Source organism: Bradyrhizobium sp. USDA 4449 (assembly GCF_054056275.1).
Genome location: NZ_JBSRYD010000001.1, coordinates 4,802,036 through 4,817,567, shown reverse-complemented (window position 1 = coordinate 4,817,567; position 15,532 = coordinate 4,802,036). Strand labels below are relative to the sequence as shown.

Annotated in this window: 15 protein-coding genes and 1 pseudogene; 8 read left to right on the top strand and 8 right to left on the bottom strand. The window is 62.8% G+C overall.

The genetic code is table 11. The features are described 5' to 3' along the window. Positions 1-102: 102 nt before the first annotated feature. From ACVIIW_RS22390 to ACVIIW_RS22375, 4 genes are all read right to left on the bottom strand, one after another. Positions 103-1,080: a HEAT repeat domain-containing protein gene (locus ACVIIW_RS22390; RefSeq protein ID WP_456702705.1), complete on the bottom strand. Its 978-nt coding sequence runs from the start codon at positions 1,078-1,080 to the stop codon at positions 103-105. A gap of 2 nt (positions 1,081-1,082) precedes the next feature. Continuing rightward, a complete protein-coding gene (locus tag ACVIIW_RS22385) occupies positions 1,083-1,316 on the bottom strand; it encodes a 4Fe-4S dicluster domain-containing protein (RefSeq protein WP_092226673.1) in 234 nt (77 codons plus the stop codon). A gap of 29 nt (positions 1,317-1,345) precedes the next feature. Continuing rightward, entirely contained in the window at positions 1,346-3,088 is a 1,743-nt protein-coding gene (locus ACVIIW_RS22380; RefSeq protein WP_456702704.1) for a fumarate reductase/succinate dehydrogenase flavoprotein subunit, read from the bottom strand. A gap of 101 nt (positions 3,089-3,189) precedes the next feature. Next, the gene (locus ACVIIW_RS22375) at positions 3,190-3,963 is read right to left on the bottom strand and encodes a ferredoxin--NADP reductase (protein WP_456702703.1); all 774 of its coding nucleotides are present in this window, start codon (positions 3,961-3,963) and stop codon (positions 3,190-3,192) included. 211 nt (positions 3,964-4,174) lie between these two features. Between ACVIIW_RS22375 and ACVIIW_RS22370 the strand changes: the two genes are divergently transcribed. The 5 genes and pseudogenes from ACVIIW_RS22370 to ACVIIW_RS22350 all read left to right on the top strand — a co-directional run bounded on the left by ACVIIW_RS22370 (position 4,175) and on the right by ACVIIW_RS22350 (position 8,700). Next, a complete protein-coding gene (locus ACVIIW_RS22370; RefSeq protein WP_456705228.1) occupies positions 4,175-4,471 on the top strand; it encodes a DUF971 domain-containing protein in 297 nt (98 codons plus the stop codon). Positions 4,472-4,544: 73 nt separating this feature from the next. Further along, positions 4,545-5,318 carry a Crp/Fnr family transcriptional regulator gene (locus ACVIIW_RS22365; RefSeq protein ID WP_456702702.1) on the top strand — a complete coding sequence of 258 codons (774 nt, stop codon included), beginning with the start codon at positions 4,545-4,547 and terminating at the stop codon, positions 5,316-5,318. A gap of 181 nt (positions 5,319-5,499) precedes the next feature. Continuing rightward, positions 5,500-6,921, top strand: a complete 1,422-nt coding sequence (locus tag ACVIIW_RS22360) for an ABC transporter substrate-binding protein (protein ID WP_456702701.1) — start codon at positions 5,500-5,502, stop codon at positions 6,919-6,921. Continuing rightward, on the top strand, positions 6,918-7,829 hold the full coding sequence (locus ACVIIW_RS22355) for an ABC transporter permease (RefSeq protein ID WP_456702700.1): 912 nt from the start codon (positions 6,918-6,920) through the stop codon (positions 7,827-7,829). Before ACVIIW_RS22360 ends, ACVIIW_RS22355 begins: the two co-directional genes overlap by 4 nt. Continuing rightward, positions 7,826-8,700: pseudogene (locus tag ACVIIW_RS22350) on the top strand (ABC transporter ATP-binding protein). Before ACVIIW_RS22355 ends, ACVIIW_RS22350 begins: the two are co-directional and overlap by 4 nt. A gap of 50 nt (positions 8,701-8,750) precedes the next feature. On the opposite strand, the gene ACVIIW_RS22345 reads toward ACVIIW_RS22350, so the two are convergent. From ACVIIW_RS22345 to ald, 3 genes are all read right to left on the bottom strand, one after another. Continuing rightward, on the bottom strand, positions 8,751-9,809 hold the full coding sequence (locus ACVIIW_RS22345; RefSeq protein ID WP_456702699.1) for a YeiH family protein: 1,059 nt from the start codon (positions 9,807-9,809) through the stop codon (positions 8,751-8,753). A gap of 111 nt (positions 9,810-9,920) precedes the next feature. Further along, a complete protein-coding gene (locus ACVIIW_RS22340; RefSeq protein WP_456702698.1) occupies positions 9,921-10,139 on the bottom strand; it encodes a hypothetical protein in 219 nt (72 codons plus the stop codon). 314 nt (positions 10,140-10,453) lie between these two features. Then, on the bottom strand, positions 10,454-11,569 hold the full coding sequence (ald, locus tag ACVIIW_RS22335; protein ID WP_456702697.1) for an alanine dehydrogenase: 1,116 nt from the start codon (positions 11,567-11,569) through the stop codon (positions 10,454-10,456). A gap of 133 nt (positions 11,570-11,702) precedes the next feature. On the opposite strand from ald, the gene ACVIIW_RS22330 reads away from it, so the two are divergent. From ACVIIW_RS22330 to ACVIIW_RS22320, 3 genes are all read left to right on the top strand, one after another. Continuing rightward, the gene (locus ACVIIW_RS22330; protein WP_456702696.1) at positions 11,703-12,182 is read left to right on the top strand and encodes an Lrp/AsnC family transcriptional regulator; all 480 of its coding nucleotides are present in this window, start codon (positions 11,703-11,705) and stop codon (positions 12,180-12,182) included. An 89-nt stretch (positions 12,183-12,271) separates the two neighbouring features. Next, on the top strand, positions 12,272-14,629 hold the full coding sequence (locus ACVIIW_RS22325; RefSeq protein ID WP_456702695.1) for an Orn/Lys/Arg family decarboxylase: 2,358 nt from the start codon (positions 12,272-12,274) through the stop codon (positions 14,627-14,629). A 6-nt stretch (positions 14,630-14,635) separates the two neighbouring features. After that, entirely contained in the window at positions 14,636-15,214 is a 579-nt protein-coding gene (locus ACVIIW_RS22320; protein WP_456702694.1) for an N-acetyltransferase family protein, read from the top strand. 3 nt (positions 15,215-15,217) lie between these two features. Here the strand turns inward: ACVIIW_RS22320 and ACVIIW_RS22315 are convergent, their stop codons facing one another. Further along, positions 15,218-15,430 (bottom strand): hypothetical protein, encoded by a 213-nt coding sequence (locus tag ACVIIW_RS22315; RefSeq protein ID WP_177242959.1) that lies wholly within the window; start codon positions 15,428-15,430, stop codon positions 15,218-15,220. Positions 15,431-15,532: the final 102 nt, after the last annotated feature.

Here is a 15,532-nt window from a genome sequence, read left to right as displayed (position 1 = left end):
CGCTGTTTTTGGATCGGCCGCGTTCGAACGACGGCCGATCAGATTGGCGAAGACCAATAAACGTCTGGCATGGGAAGTCCAGAGCGGCAGGATGCCCCGCTGCTATGCGCCTGCGCGTGCCTTCCGGGCGGCAATCTGTTGCAGCGCCCAGCGCGCGTTCTTGCGGACATCGGGATCGGCATCGTCGGCGATGACGGCCAAGAATGCCTCACCGTCGGGATGGGCGATCTCGCCGAGCGCGGCGGCCGCTTCCTTCCGCAAATTCGCCTGATCGTGGTTGATGCAGTTGCCGATCGGGCGCACCGCCCGCTCGATTTTCATCTTGCCGAGGCTGCGGATCGCCTTCAACCGCACCTGCCAGTATTCGTCGGAGAGTGAGCTAACGAGCGGGTCGGCGGCAAGCGAGCCGTTGACGTTGAGGCCGAGCGTCTCCGCGGCCATTTCGCGGACCATCCAGTCGCTGTCCTTCAGCGCACGCGTGATGGTCTCGGCTGCCGGCTTCATCTGCGAAAATGCCAGCGCGCTAACCGCGGCGCGGCGGACATGTGCGTCGGGATCGTTGATCAGCGCGGTCAGCGCGGGGATGGATTCCTCCAGCTTGAGGAAGCCGATCACGCCGATCGCCTGCACGCGCACCGCAGCATCGGAATCCTGCAGCGCCTCCAGCGCCGGCTTCAGGGTATCCTTGCAGCGCAGCTCCTTCAGCGCACGCAGCGCCCCCATGCGAACGAAGGCATGGGCATGCTTGACCAGCGGCAGGACGACGTTGGCGCAAGCGGGATCCTTGAACTCGGCCATGCTGTCGGCCGCCGCCGCCGCCACGATCCGTTCCGGATCGACCAGCAGCTTGACCAGCGCACTTGCGGCTTCCGGCCCGTCGAACTCACCGAGCGCCATCGCCACCTGCTGGCGCACGCCGGCGTCGGGATCGGCGACCATGTTGGTGAGATGGACCACGGCCGCGGGATCGCCGGAATGGCCGAGCGCGATGATGGCGACGCGGCGTTCGGCGGGATCTGCCGCCTGAAGCCGCTCGTCGGCGTCTTCGAGATCGTCGTAGGATTCGAACGGGCTCGACATGATCACCTCAACAGATAGGGAATATTGACGGTGACGGCACCGGTCGGGCAATCGGCCTCGCAGGGCATGCAGTACCAGCACTCGTCATAGGCCATGTAGGCCTTGCCGGTCATATCGCTGATGCGCAGCACGTCGAGCGGACAGACGTCGACACACACGGTGCAGCCCTTGTCCGCAATGCATTTGGCGTCGTCGACGACGACCGGAACCGATGTCTGATGGGACGCGAGAGGCATTTCATGTCTCCTGTTGATCGTGCGGTGGATCAGGCGGTGGCGCGAATGCGCTGCTTGTCGTAGAGGTCCTTCTCGTCGTCGGCGATCGGCACGACATAGGGCTCTACGGCACGCTTCTGGCTGGTCATTTTGCCGTTCTCCTTGCTGAGCAGCGTGTGGCAGAACCAGTTCTCGTTGTCCTTGTCCGGAAAATCCGTGCGCCAGTGGTAGAGGCCCCAGCGGCTCTCTTCACGGTACAACGAGGCATGCACCGCCATGTCGGCGCAGTCCATGATCGACTGTACTTCGAGGGCGCGGAGCAACTCGTGCGCGTTGCGCGCGATCATATGCTCCTGCATGTCCTGCCGGGTTTCGGCGAGGCGACGCATGCCGAGCTCGTACTTGCGCGTGACCTTCGGCGGCTGCAGATAGTCGTTGACCAAACGGCGGGTCTTGTACTCGAGCTGGTTGGGTGGAATGCCGTCCTCGCGCCTGGTCGGTGCCATCACGCGCTCTTGTTCCCTGGCCACGTCCTGCGCATCGAACTCCGCGAAGTCATGGTTCTCGGCAAATTCCATCGCGTCGATGCCGGCGACCGAGCCGTTGGTAAAGGCGCCCAGCATGTAATTGTGAGGCACGCTCGCCATGTCGCCGGCGGCGTAAAGGCCGGGCACGGTGGTGCGGGCATTGTCGTCGACGAACACGCCAGAGGCGCTGTGGCCGGAGCAGAAGCCGATTTCGGAGATGTGCATCTCGATCGAGTCGTTGCGGTAGTCGACGCCGCGCCCCTGCTGGAACAGGCCGCGCGTGGGACGCTCGACCTTGTGCAGCGTGGATTCAATCTCGGAGATGGTGTCGGGATGGAGGTGCTTGAGCTGGAGAAACACAGGGCCCTTGCCTGACAGCAGTTCGTTGTAGAACTCCAGCATCATCTGGCCCGACCAATAGTCGCATTCGATGAAGCGCGAGCCCTCGTTGTTGGCCGTGAAGGCGCCGAAGGGACCGGCGACATAAGCGCACGCCGGGCCATTGTAGTCCTTGATCAGCGGATTGATCTGGTAGCATTCGAGGTTCGCGAGCGCGGCCCCGGCGTGATAGGCCATGGAATAGCCGTCGCCGGAATTGGCGGCATTCTCGTAGGTGCCGAACATGTAGCCGGAGGTCGGCAGGCCCAGGCGGCCGGCGGCGCCCATGCAGAGGATCACGGCCTTGGCCTTGATCACCAGAATCTCGGCGGTGCGGGTGTTGACGGAGATTGCGCCGGCGATGCGGCCGTCGGACGATTTCAGCAGCCGCGTCGCCATGTAGCGATTGGAGATCAGAATGCGGGCGCGGCGGAGCTGGCGGTACAACGCCTTCTTCACGGTCTCGCCGTTCGGCATCGGCAGAACATAGGTGCCGATGTGGTGCACCTTCTTGACGGCGTAGTCGCCATTCTCGTTCTTCAGGAAGCGAATGCCAAAACTATCGAGCTCTTCGATGATGCTGTAGCAGTTTTGCGCGTATTTGTAGACCGCCTTCTGGTCGACGATGCCGTCGTTGGCTATGGTGATTTCCTTGGTGTACTGCTCCGGCGTCGCGTAGCCGGGGATGACGGCGTTGTTCAGTCCGTCCATGCCCATCGAAATCGCACCGGAGCGCTTGACGTTGGCCTTTTCGAGCAGGACGACGTTGGCCTTCGGGTTCTTCAGCTTCGCCTTCAGCGCCGCCATCGGGCCGGCCGTGCCGCCGCCGATCACGAGCACATCGCAAGATACTTCCGAAAGCCCATCGACGATCTGATCTAGTGCCATCACTTGCTCCTGGTTCGCCGATAGCCGGCGCCTTTGCATCAGATTTGTTCAGGTGGCGTCCCGCCGATAGCAATTAGTTGTCGCCGGGACGCGATTTGCGCTCACCGCTCGACGAAGGCCTTCTCGATGACGAAATGGCCGGGCTGGCTGTGGCTGCCCTCGACAAAGCCGCGCGCTGAAAACATCGCGGGCAGTTCCTCCAGCATCGCCGGGCTGCCGCACAGCATGATGCGGTCGGTCTCGATATCCAGGCCCGATAGGCCGATGTCGTCGAACAGCTGGCTGGAGGCGATCAAATCGGTGATGCGACCGCGATTCCTGAACGGTTCGCGGGTGACGGTCGGGTAGTAGACGAGTTTGTCGCGGATCAGCGGCCCGAAGTACTCGTGGTTGCGCAGTCCATCGACCAGGTGCTCGCCATAAGCAAGCTCGGAGACCTGGCGGCAGCCGTGAGCGAGCACGATTGTCTCGTAATTCTCGTAGACGTCGGGGTCCTTGATCAAGCTCGCGAAGGGCGCGAGTCCCGTGCCGGTCGAAAGCAGCAACAGGCGTTTGCCAGGAATGAGGTTACCGGTGATCAGCGTGCCTGTCGCCTTGCGACCGACCAGAATGATATCGCCTTCCCTGATCTTTTGCAGGCGGGAGGTCAACGGACCGTCCTGCACCTTGATCGAGAAGAATTCGAGCGCTTCCTCGTGATTGGCGCTCGCCATGCTGTAGGCGCGCATCACGGGCTTGCCCTCCACCTCCAGCCCGATCATCGCAAACTGGCCGTTCTGGAAGCGGAAGCCGGGATCGCGCGTCGCGGTGAAGCTGAAAAGGGAATCGGTCCAGTGCCTGACCGACAAAACCGTTTCCTTCTGAAATGCGCTCATGGTCTCTCCTCTCGACGACGCAGAAAGTTTCGGAGAGAGCGGAGTCCCGCAATTCGGAAGTGAAATTCCCGGTGGATTAGTTTCACATTTCGTCGGCGATGATCGAAGCGGAGGCACACTGCCGGGTCGACTGCGCACTTGGGCCGGCAATTAGTTGCTATCCCCGCGTGACGACCTGCGCCTAGAGAGGAGTCGGAGGTTCGTCATGAACATGACCCTGGTGGCACCGACGGTGACCGGCTACGAAGCAAGCGCCGATCTGGCGACACTTCTCGTGCGGACCACCGACGGCGAAACGCTCAGCGTTTCCGCCGAGCGGCTCCGTTTGTCCTGCAAGTGCGCTCACTGCACCCGCGCCCGCTTCGACGAGCGCTTTCCCGAACGGTTTCCGGGGATCGCCATCATCGGGATCGGCGATCTCGGCTATGGGCTCAACATCTCGTTCTCGGACGGGCATAATCGCGGAATCTACCCAAAGTCCTATTTGCCAAGCCTTGCAGGGCCCTAGCGACCCGCTTGCCACCCATCTGGCACGGACATTGCTCCTCTTTGGAACGACTTGAACGGTCCGGAGGCAGACGATGTTGCAGGCGGCGAGTGCGGTTCGCGGGACTGTTCCCCCGGCAGTCCGGCCTGCGGGCAGTTCCTCGCTGCTGCTGACCGAGAACCAGCAATCCATCGGTGGGCCGCCGCCTCTGATGGACAAGCTCTCACCGCGCGAGCGGGAACTGGTGCTGAAGCAGGGCCGGCGAAAGGTGCTTAACCGCGGTCAGACGCTGTTCAGCCAGGGCGGGAAGCATGACGGTATCTGGCTGATCGAAAGTGGCCGCATCCGCGTGTTCTACAGCTCCCCGCTCGGGCGCGAGATCACGCTGGCCTACTGGCACGTCGGCAATTTCGTCGGCGGTCCCGAGGTGTTCGAGGGCACCGTCCATCAATGGTCCGGCGTCGCGTCCAGCAATTGCAGCGTGGTGCACCTGCCCGGAAAGGAACTGCGGTCCCTTGCTGCAGAGATCCCAAACCTTGCGATCGGTCTGATCGAAGGCCTCACCTTCAAGGGCAAGTGCTATTCGGCACTGGCGCAGATGTTGGGAACGCGCTCGATTACGCAGCGCCTTGCACATCTGTTGCTGCACCTCGTCGAGCTCTACGGCGTAGAGGATGGGGAGGGCCGGGTGATCGCGGCAGCATTCACCCATGCCGACATCGCCCATATGGTCGGCGCGACAAGGCAATGGGTCACGATCAGCCTGAAGCGGATGCAGGAGAAGGGAATCGTCGTGACCAGGCGGTCCCAGATCGTGGTCTGTCGGACCGACGTACTGGAAGAGATGCGCGGCCACGCATCTGACTGAACGAGTTTGCGGGCAAGATCACTGCCCAGGCAAGCGGCTTTATAGTGCAGGATTGCTCAAGGAGTATGCAATCAGCTTTTCCCGGCAACTAATCGACTGCCGTCAACATTCCGGATTTGCCCTGTCCACGCCCTCCCCCAATCATGGCAACCACAGCACATCCAACCTGATGAGGATGAGAATGGTCCGCCATCTTCCCACACCCTCGATCGCGATGTCGGTGACGTCGCTGGCGCTTCTGATTGCGCAGCCGGCCGCGGCGGAAACCGTCACGCTCGGTATCGGAACGCAGGACACCACCACCAACACGGTGACCGCAGGCGTCGTCATCCGGCAGCTTCATCTTTTGGAAAAATACCTGCCCAAGGACGGCAAATACGCGAACATCAAGTTCGAGCTGGAATGGCAGAATTTCACGTCAGGTCCGCCCGTCACCAACGCGATGATGGCGAACAAGTTGCAGATCGGCATGATGGGCGACTACCCGCTGATCGTGAACGGCTTCACTTTCGACAGCAATCCCGAGAGCAAGAGTCGGCTGATCGGCATCGCGGCCTACAGCCTCTCCGGCTCCGGCAATGGCATCGTCGTCCACAAGGATTCGCCGTACTACGATCTGGCCGATCTCAAGGGCAAGCTGGTCAGCGTGCCCTTCGGCTCCGCCGCGCACGGCATGGTGCTGAAGGCGATGCAGGACCGCGGCTATTCATCGGATTTCTTCCAGCTCGTGAGCCAGAGCCCTGAAGTCGGCTCAACCAATCTCCAGGAAAAAAAGATCGACGCGCATGCCGACTTCGTTCCCTTCGCCGAATTGCTGCCTTTCCGCGGCTTTGCGCGCAAGATTTTTGACGGCGTCGAGACCAATCTGCCGACCTTCCACGGCATCGTCGTCCGTACCGACTTCGCCGAAAAGTACCCCGAAGTCGTCGTGGCCTACATGAAGGCGCTGATCGCCGCCAATCAATGGCTACGCGACGATCCCAAGCTTGCATCTGAAAAAATCCAGGAATGGACCGGCATCAACAAGGAGGTCGTCTACATCTTCTTGGGCCCGGGTGGAAACATGATCACCGATCCCACCGTCAAGCCGGCGCTGGTCGATGCGGCCGCCACCGACGTCAAGGTGCTGCAAAACCTCGGACGCATGAAGGAGTTCGATCCGAAGAAATGGGTCGACGACAGCTACGTCCGCAAGGCCTATGCCGAGATGAAGCTCGACTATGACGCGCAGCTTGGCAGCACCAAGAACTACGAAATCACCGGCGAAGACGCTTTCTGCAAGAAGCCGATCACCGATCCGCGCAAGGCCGGTGAAGTCTGGGTGGATGAGGCCGGCATCATGCCGTTCTCATCCGCCGCCTGCACCTTGGGGGCCTATGCCGACTTCAAGGCCAAGGGCAAGAAGATCAACGTCGCCTACGTCTTCGACACCACCCGCGGCATCAAGCTGTTCGCCGACCAGGCCTTCTTCGCGGTCGGCAATGGCGAGGTCGCGCCGTTCCTGCTGAAGAAGGACGCGGAGGCCTACGCCGCCAAGATCAGCGGCAAGGTGCTCGGTTTCGACGATGCGGTGAAAGCGGCAGTCGGCGGAGGCAAGACGTGAGCAGTCCCGCCCTCGTCAGACACCCTGAGGACAGCAACATGCCGGCATCGATTGCCGAGGCCGCGCGCGTGCCCGCCGTCACGCCCCCGGTGACTCCGCCCTCGTTCGGCACGCTCGCGCTGCGCTGGTACCGGCTGAACCAGGGCCGGCTCCGCGCGACCGCGATCGGCATCATTTCGCTGCTTGCGTTCCTGCTGGTCTGGCACCTGCTCACGACCTACCGCGTCGTGTTCTTCGTGCGCTTCACCAACGTGCCCTCGCCGGTCGCAGTCTATGGGAGTTTCACCAAGGCGATCCACGATCCCAAGTTCCTGATGCACATCGTGCTGAGCTGCCGGCGCATTCTCGTCGGCTTCTCCCTCGCGGCCATCGTCGGCGTGCCGCTCGGCCTGATCATGGGTCGATTCAAGCTGGTCCACGAGGTCATCTTCCCGGTCGCGGAAGTGCTGCGGCCGATTCCGGCAATTGCCTGGGTCCCGATGGCGATCATGCTGTGGCCGACCAACGAGCAGAGCATCGTCTTCATCACCTTCCTCGGCTCGTTCTTCCCGATCCTGGTCAATACCCTTCACGGCATGACGCTGGTCGATCCCGTGCTGGTGCGCGCGGCTCAATGTCTTGGCGCACGCGAACGCTCGATTTTCCGCGAGGTGTATTTTCCGGCGTCGTTGCCGCACATCTTCACTGGTCTCACCGTGGGTATGGGCGTCGCCTGGGTGTCGCTGATCGCCGCCGAGATGATCTCCGGCCAGTACGGCATCGGCTACTTCACCTGGGAGGCCTATTCGCTGGTCCAGTATGCCGACATCGCACTCGGCATGATCGCGATCGGCGTGCTCGGTCTCGGGTCGAGCCTGCTGATCAGGGGCGCGGGACATCTGGTGATGCCGTGGAGGTCGACGAGATGAGCGAGATGCTTGCGAGCGAACCGAAAGGCCATATCGAGGTCAGGAATTTTTCTCTCAGCTACGACAGCATCGAGGGGCCCGTCCAGGCCGTCACAGACACGCAGATCCATGTGAAGCCCGGCGAGTTCGTCTCGATCGTCGGGCCCTCCGGTTGCGGAAAGTCGACCCTGCTCAACGCTGTCGCGGGCTTCCTCAAGCCCACCACGGGTATTGTCACCGTCGATGGCGAGCGCGTGAACGGCGCCCGAGCGCCGAGCGCGGCATGGTGTTCCAGCAATATTCGCTGTTTCCCTGGAAGACGGTGCGGGAAAATGTCGAATTCGGCCTGAAGATGCGCGGCATGCCTCGCTCGCAGCGCGAGCGAGCCGCGCGCACCCTGCTCGGGCTAGCCGGGCTCGAAGCGTTCGAAAAGCACTATCCAGAAAAGCTCTCCGGCGGCATGAAGCAGCGCGTCGGCATCGTCCGCGCGCTCGCGACCGGCCCGAAAGTGCTGCTGCTGGACGAGCCCTTCGGCGCGCTGGACGCGCAGACGCGCGTCATCATGCAGCAGATCCTCACCAACATGTGGCAGCGACTGAAGATTTCGGTGCTGTTCGTCACCCACGACATCGATGAAGCGATCTTCCTGTCCGACCGCGTCTACTGCATGACCGCCCGCCCCGGCTCGATCAAGGCGGAGATCCCGATTCCCCTGGAACGGCCGCGGCAGCAGTCGATGATGATGTCGTCTGAATTTCTGGCGCTGCGTCGCGGGCTGATGTCATTGATTCGCGAGGAGAGCCTGAAAGCGATGGGTGGCGAAATCAACGACTTGGGTATGCAGGGGCTGAACATAGAGCTGCACGGCCATTCGCTGGCGGATGTGATTTAGCTTACTCGGCCCGGCTTGCACGGAGAGCCAGTGCACGCGCTTCGCGTGCCTTACTTGAACCAGTGCACCAGGGCGATGCTGATGCCGAGCAGCAGCATCAGCGACAGCGTCACCGCCGCCGTCACTCTGCCTCCGACATTGGCGAGCACGCGAACATCAACCCCAAGGCCCAGCGCGGCCATCGATACCACCGTGAGGAAGCTCGTGATCTTCGTCACGGGACCAACCACCGTACCCGGGACAATCTCGAGCGACCGCAACGTCGCCAGCGCGAGGAAGCCGAGAATGAACCAGGGCACCAGGCGGAAGAAGCCGACATTGGTCTTCTTGGCGCCGGCCTGCCAGCGCGAGGCGATCAGCGAGAGACCGACGACCACGGGTCCCAGCATCAGCACACGCATCAGCTTGACCAGCGTGCCGATCTGCGTGGATACCAGCCCCGCCGGTACCGTCGCCGCGAGCACCTGCGGCACGGCATAGACAGTCAGCCCTGCGAGGATGCCATATTGCGTCGCGGTGAGCTGCAACAGCGGAATCAACAGCGGCAGGCCCAGCACCATCATCACGCCGAGAATGGCGGTGAAGGAGATCGAGGATGCGATCTCGTCGCTGTTGGCGCCGATAATCGGCGCGACTGCCGCAATCGCGGAATTGCCACAGATGGAGTTGCCGCAAGCGATCAAGATCGACAGTCGCGTGGAGAGGCCCAGCAGCCGGCTGAGGCCGAAGGAGACGGAGAGCGCGATCACGACAACAGCGGCGATCGACGCCAGAAGCGCAATGCCGGAGGCCGCAATCGCGGCAAAGCTGATGGAGGCGCCCAGCAGCATGACGGCGACTTCGAGCAGCTGCTTGGCGCTGAAGGCGATGCCGGCCTGCCAGCGCGGCGCCGGCTTCCAGAAACTGCGCAAGGCCATTCCCAGCAGGATCGCCATGACCAGGGCCTCGACGTAAGGATGTTCGAACACGCCGAGTTCTGCCCGTTCCAGAAGAGCCGAGACGCCGGCCACCGCGATGCACAGGAGAATGCCGGGAATCAGCGCGACGACGCGGCCAAAGGCTGTGGTCGGCTTGGCGCCGGCCGGGCTGGATGCTTGATTCTGCGACACAAATCTCTCCCAGAGGAGAAAGATTTATACGCACGGCGCTCGGGTTGGGGAATAAGTTTTCGGCATATCAGGGCCGAGGGAAGTCGTATCCTCAGCCCGGAATAATCGGGCTCAGAACAACAGGTTCTTGGCCAGGGAAGCCACGTGGCTGAAGCTGTCGTAGACGCCCGGCTGGAAGAACGCCGCGCGCGCGAGCACGATGCCCGCCACCAGCGTCCAGAACACGCCCGTGCCGGCCCGCAGCAGCAGCTTTGATGCGCGCGACTGCGGCTGGGTGTCCGCTGAGGACACCAGCGGCTCGCCGAAGGGCTCAAATCCAGTGCGTTCCATGGCCGTCAATCCATCAAATCCTGGTTGAATGTCGTCGTTTCGGGCCTAAACGGCAATGGAAGCGATTGGCGTTTTTGTCCTTCCGAGGGGAAAGTCCTTCCGTGGGACGGTGTCGCGACAATAGTTTTCTTCTTCTGGCCGATCTGGGCACCGAAGCGAGGGCAACGATCTCGCCGGCACGGTCGCCGCCCCTGTGCGAATCTCGCCCATAGAGGGGTCAGCTTCCGAGCCGGGGTTCGCGAAGCGAAGCCGGGTGAGGCTATTCATCCCGCGCTTCGCGCCGCCTTCTCCCGCAACGGGAAAAGGAAAGTAAGTTACGCCGCCAGCCCACCACCGACTGGCGCGAATTCCAGGCCGAGGCTTTCCGCCACCGCCTTGTTGGTGATGCGCCCGCGATGCACATTCAGCCCGTTGCGTAAGTGCGGGTTCTCCAACACGGCGGCAAAGCCCTTGTTGGCCAGCATCAGCCCGAACGGCAGCGTCGCATTGTTCAACGCCTGGCTCGACGTCACCGGCACCGCGCCGGGCATGTTGGCGACGCAATAATGCACGACGCCGTCGACCTCGTAAGTCGGCTCCGCGTGCGTCGTCGCATGCGAGGTCTCGAAACAACCGCCCTGGTCGATCGCGACATCGACCAGCACGGCGCCTGGCCGCATCGATTTCAGCATCGCACGCGTGACGAGCTTTGGTGCGCTGGCGCCCGGCACCAGCACCGCGCCGATCACGACGTCGGCCGCGAACACCTCCTCCTCGACGGACTCGATGGTCGAGAAGCGCGTGCGCACGCGTCCGGCAAAGAGATCGTCGAGCTCGCGCAAACGCGGAATCGAGCGATCAATCACAGAGACCTCCGCGCCAAGGCCTGCGGCCATGCGCGCGGCCTGCGTTCCCACCACGCCACCACCCAGCACGACGACACGCGCGGGCTGGACGCCGGGGACGCCGCCAAGCAGCAGGCCGCGACCGCCGGCCGGTCGCCTGAGCGCGGCGCCGGCGGCCTCGATGGCGAGACGGCCGGCGACTTCGCTCATCGGCGCAAGCAGGGGAAGGTGACCTGCCGCGTCAGTGACGGTTTCATAAGCGATCGCAGTGCAGCCGGAGGCAAGCAAGCCCTTGGCCTGATCAGGGTCCGGCGCGAGATGGAGATAAGTAAAGAGGATCTGGTTTTCGCGGAGCTGACCCCATTCGCTCTTCTGCGGCTCCTTCACCTTCACGATCATGTCTGACCTGGCAAAGATGTCGCTCGCACTCGCAGCAATGGATGCCCCTGCCCGCTGGTAGACCTCGTCGGAGGCGCCAATACCGCTGCCGGCGGCAGTCTCGACCATCACCTGATGCCCGGCCGCGACATATTCGCGGACAGCGCCCGGGGTGAGCCCGACGCGATATTCCTGAACCTTGATCTCCTTGGGCACACCGACGCGCATCCTGGGCTCCTTTCGATTCACCCCATGATCGTAACGACGTCGCGGGTTTGGTTTCGTGCAAATATCCGCTAGCTTCAACCTCTCCGCGCCGGTTGTGAGCGCGCAAACGCCCTTTCACGCTGGAAACGAAACCTTGGCCCTGGACCGCAAAGACCTCGCAATCCTCGCGGAACTCACTGCCAATGCGCGAGCCAGCCATACAGAGCTCGCCAACAAGATCGGCCTGTCGAGCACGGCACTCGCGCGGCGGCAGAAGGCGCTGGAGGACGATGGCTACATCCAGGCCTATCAGGCGGCGCTCGATCTGGCGCAGTTCGGGCTCACCACGACGGTGCTGGTGCGCATCGCACTGGAGAGCCAGAGCGACGAGGCGCTGCGCGCGTTCGAGGCGGAGGTGGTAAAGTGCCCCTCGGTCGTGCGCTGCTTCCTGATGTCGGGAACCGACGACTACATTCTGATCGTGCTCGCCCGCGACATCCAGGATTTCGAGCGCATTCACCGCACCGAGTTGTCGCGCCTGCCGCGGGTGGCGCGCGTGCAATCGAGCTTCGCGCTGCGCGAGGTCGTCAATCGCGCGGTACCGACCGTCGTGTTCGGCGAAGCGAAGCGGTAGAGCGCTTCCTGCGCTCAATCGCCACCCCTGTCATATAACTGTCACCGAATGTGCAGAGACCTGTCCGTCTCGCTCATTCGGGACACGCCATGGACTATTTCAAGCGCTTCAACTTCCTGTTCGCCGCACCCGTGTTCGACGCCGACGATCTCGAGGGCATCCGCTTCAACCAGATCATCGAGGAAATCCAGCGCTCCGGCTTCGAAGTGGTTCGGGCCCGCAAGCTGGAGGACGCCGAAATTGCGGTGCAAACCGATGCCGCGATCGGCTGCATGGTGGTGGACTGGGGCAAGAAGGGGCTTGAGGGCAGGACCTCGGCACTGATCAATTTGATGCGTCGCCGGGGCCTCGACTTCCCGATCATCCTGCTGATCCGGCGCAAGCGGTTCGAGGATTTGCCGGTCGAGGTGCTCGACTTCATCGACGGCTACGTCTTCCTGTCCGAGGAGACGCCGACCTTCATCGCCAAGAACCTGATCAGCCGGCTCAAGCAATATGCCGAGACGCTGAAGACGCCGTTCTTCGGCGCGCTGGTCGACTATGCCGAGGAAGGCAACCAACTCTGGACCTGTCCGGGCCACAATGGCGGGGTGTTCTACAACCGCAGCCCGATCGGCCGGGTCTTCGTCGAGCATCTCGGCGAGTCCGTGTTCCGCGACGATCTCGACAATTCCGTGCTCGATCTCGGCGACCTCCTCACCCATGAGGGCCCGGCACTCAAGGCGCAGAAGGAAGCGGCCCAGATCTTCGGCGCGGAGAAGACCTATTTCGTGCTCAACGGCACCTCGACCTCGAACAAGGTCGCACTCGGCGCGCTCGTCACCGATGGCGACCTCGTGCTGTTCGACCGCAACAACCATAAGGCGGCGCATCACGGCGCGCTGATGATCAATGGCGGCATCCCGGTCTATGTCCCGACCATCCGCAACGCCTGGGGCTTGATCGGCCCGATGCGCTGGGATGCACTCGACGAAAAAGCCTTGCGGGAAGCGATTCGCAATCATCCGCTGGTCTCGGACAAGGAGGCGTGGCGCAAGGAACGGCCATTCCGCGTCGCCGTGGTCGAGCAATGCACCTATGACGGTACGATCCACAATGCCGAGATGATCCTGAAGCGCATCGGCCATCTCTGCGAATACATCCTGTTCGACGAAGCGTGGGCCGGCTTCATGAAATTCCACCCTCTCTATGCCGGCCGCTTCGCCATGGGCCTCACCAACCTTCCCCCCGAGGCGCCGGGTATCATCGCGACCCAATCGACCCACAAGCAGCTCGCGAGCTTCTCACAGGCCTCGCAGATCCACATCAAGGACCGCCACATCCGCGGCCAGAAGCGGCGCGTCGAGCACCGCCGTTTCAACGAAAGCTTCATGCAGCACGCATCAACCTCGCCGTTCTATCCACTCTTCGCGTCGCTCGATGTCGGTGCGCAGATGATGAAGGGCCGCTCCGGCGAGGTGCTGTGGGACGACACGATTCGTCTCGGCATCGAGCTCCGCAAAAAAATCCGAGCCATGCGCCGGGAATTCGAGGAGAAGGAGCAGAACGCGGACCGGCGCTGGTTCTTCGAACCCTTCGTTCCGGATCGCATCGCCATCCCCGACGTCAGCCGCCCCGACGCGGCGCATAACGTCGCCTGGGAAACCCTGTCGACCGACGAGCTCGCCACCAATCCCGTGCTTTGGCAGCTTTCGCCCGACGGCAATTGGCACGGCTTTCCCGATCTGGTGGAAGGCTTTGCCATGACCGATCCGAACAAGCTGACGCTGCTCACGCCCGGCTTCGACCGCGCCACCGGCGCCTATGCCGAGCACGGCATTCCAGCCCCGGTGGTCGCGCAATATCTGCGCGAAAACCGCATCGTGCCCGAAAAGAACGACCTCAACTCGCTGCTCTTCCTGCTCACGCCCGGCGTGGAGGCGAGCAAGGCCGGCACGCTGATCTCCGGGCTCGTCGCGTTCAAGAGGCTGCACGATGACAATGCCCTGCTGGCCGATGCCATCCCGGAATTTTATCAGCGGCGGCAGGCGCGCTATGCCGGAGTGCGACTGCGCGATCTCTGCGGCGAGATGCACCGCTTCTTCCGCTCAGCCGATGTCAGCGCACTCCAGGCGCGGCAGTTCAAGCCCGAGCAGATGCCCGAGATCGCCATGTCGCCACGCGATGCGGCGCGTTACCTGTTCAAGAACGACGTCGACTATCTGCCGATCGAGGCGATTGAGGGCCGCATCGCCACCACGCCCTTCGTGGTCTATCCGCCGGGGATCGCCACCATCGTACCCGGCGAGCGGCTGACGGAGCGGGCCAAGCCCATGGTGGACTATCTCAAGATGTTCGAGACCTGCTTCAACAGGTTTCCCGGCTTCGATGTGGAAATCCAGGGCGTCTACAAGGAGGTGGATGCACGCGGTCGCATCGGGCTCTATACTTATGTCGTTGCCGAGTAGGTGCCGATGAACCAGACAGCGATTCCACGCTCCGAGGACGAACCGGTCCTGGTCCGGCCCTCACGCGAGAGCGATGTCGAGGCGATGCTGGCAATCTATCGTCATCACGTCCGCAATGGCGTGCCGCGCGAGGTCGAAGGAACCGTCGCGCCGGAGCCGGACGATCTGCGCGACCGGCGCAAGAATCTGAAACAGACCCGCCTGCCCCATCTGGTCGCGACCTGGCACGGCGATGTTGTCGGCTATGCCTATGCGGTGCTGTTTCGGAAGCGCCCGGCCTACCGCTACACGGCCAAGCAATCGATCTACGTCCACCACGCGCATCTCGGCCGCGGCGTCGGACGGCTGCTGCTGCGGGAGTTGATCGACGCCTGTGCGGCCGCCGGCTTCCGCCAGATGATCGGTTATATCGATGCCGACAATGCGCCGTCGCTGGCGCTACACGAAAAGTTCGGTTTTGCGCGAGTCGGCCTGCTCTGCGGCGTGGCCTACCGGCACGGCCACTGGTCGGATACGGCCATGGTGCAGCGCTCGCTTGGCGCCGGCGTCACCGCGCCGCCATCGCTCACCGCTCCCGGCCGCTAAACCTTACGAAGGAAAGTCAGCCGGTCTGACCTGGATGCGGTCGGCGTGCAGGGACCAGTGATGCAACGCCTGGTCCTTGCAAAACCTCGCCTTCGCCCGCTCCCTGGCTTCGTCCTCGTCGGCGGCGTCGATCTCGAGTGCCCCCTGGCAAACTTCGATCTGCCGGCCGTACTGACCAAGCACGTCCTTCATGAACTTGACGACGTAAGTGGACATGGGACCTCCCTGCTGCCCCGGCGGCACTCTAATCCCATTTAGGCCGAATGGGGGATGGAGATTTTGAGGTGGATCAAAAAGCCCTGGCGAGGTTCCCGTAAC

Bases quoted from the DNA above. Each gene is read 5' to 3' on its own strand.
- ACVIIW_RS22390 (WP_456702705.1), bottom strand. From the start codon at position 1,080: ATGTCGAGCCCGTTCGAATCCTACGACGATCTCGAAGACGCCGACGAG.
- ACVIIW_RS22385 (WP_092226673.1), bottom strand. From the start codon at position 1,316: ATGCCTCTCGCGTCCCATCAGACATCGGTTCCGGTCGTCGTCGACGAC.
- ACVIIW_RS22380 (WP_456702704.1), bottom strand. From the start codon at position 3,088: ATGGCACTAGATCAGATCGTCGATGGGCTTTCGGAAGTATCTTGCGAT.
- ACVIIW_RS22375 (WP_456702703.1), bottom strand. From the start codon at position 3,963: ATGAGCGCATTTCAGAAGGAAACGGTTTTGTCGGTCAGGCACTGGACC.
- ACVIIW_RS22370 (WP_456705228.1), top strand. From the start codon at position 4,175: ATGACCCTGGTGGCACCGACGGTGACCGGCTACGAAGCAAGCGCCGAT.
- ACVIIW_RS22365 (WP_456702702.1), top strand. From the start codon at position 4,545: ATGTTGCAGGCGGCGAGTGCGGTTCGCGGGACTGTTCCCCCGGCAGTC.
- ACVIIW_RS22360 (WP_456702701.1), top strand. From the start codon at position 5,500: ATGGTCCGCCATCTTCCCACACCCTCGATCGCGATGTCGGTGACGTCG.
- ACVIIW_RS22340 (WP_456702698.1), bottom strand. From the start codon at position 10,139: ATGGAACGCACTGGATTTGAGCCCTTCGGCGAGCCGCTGGTGTCCTCA.
- ald (WP_456702697.1), bottom strand. From the start codon at position 11,569: ATGCGCGTCGGTGTGCCCAAGGAGATCAAGGTTCAGGAATATCGCGTC.
- ACVIIW_RS22325 (WP_456702695.1), top strand. From the start codon at position 12,272: ATGGACTATTTCAAGCGCTTCAACTTCCTGTTCGCCGCACCCGTGTTC.
- ACVIIW_RS22320 (WP_456702694.1), top strand. From the start codon at position 14,636: ATGAACCAGACAGCGATTCCACGCTCCGAGGACGAACCGGTCCTGGTC.
- ACVIIW_RS22315 (WP_177242959.1), bottom strand. From the start codon at position 15,430: ATGTCCACTTACGTCGTCAAGTTCATGAAGGACGTGCTTGGTCAGTAC.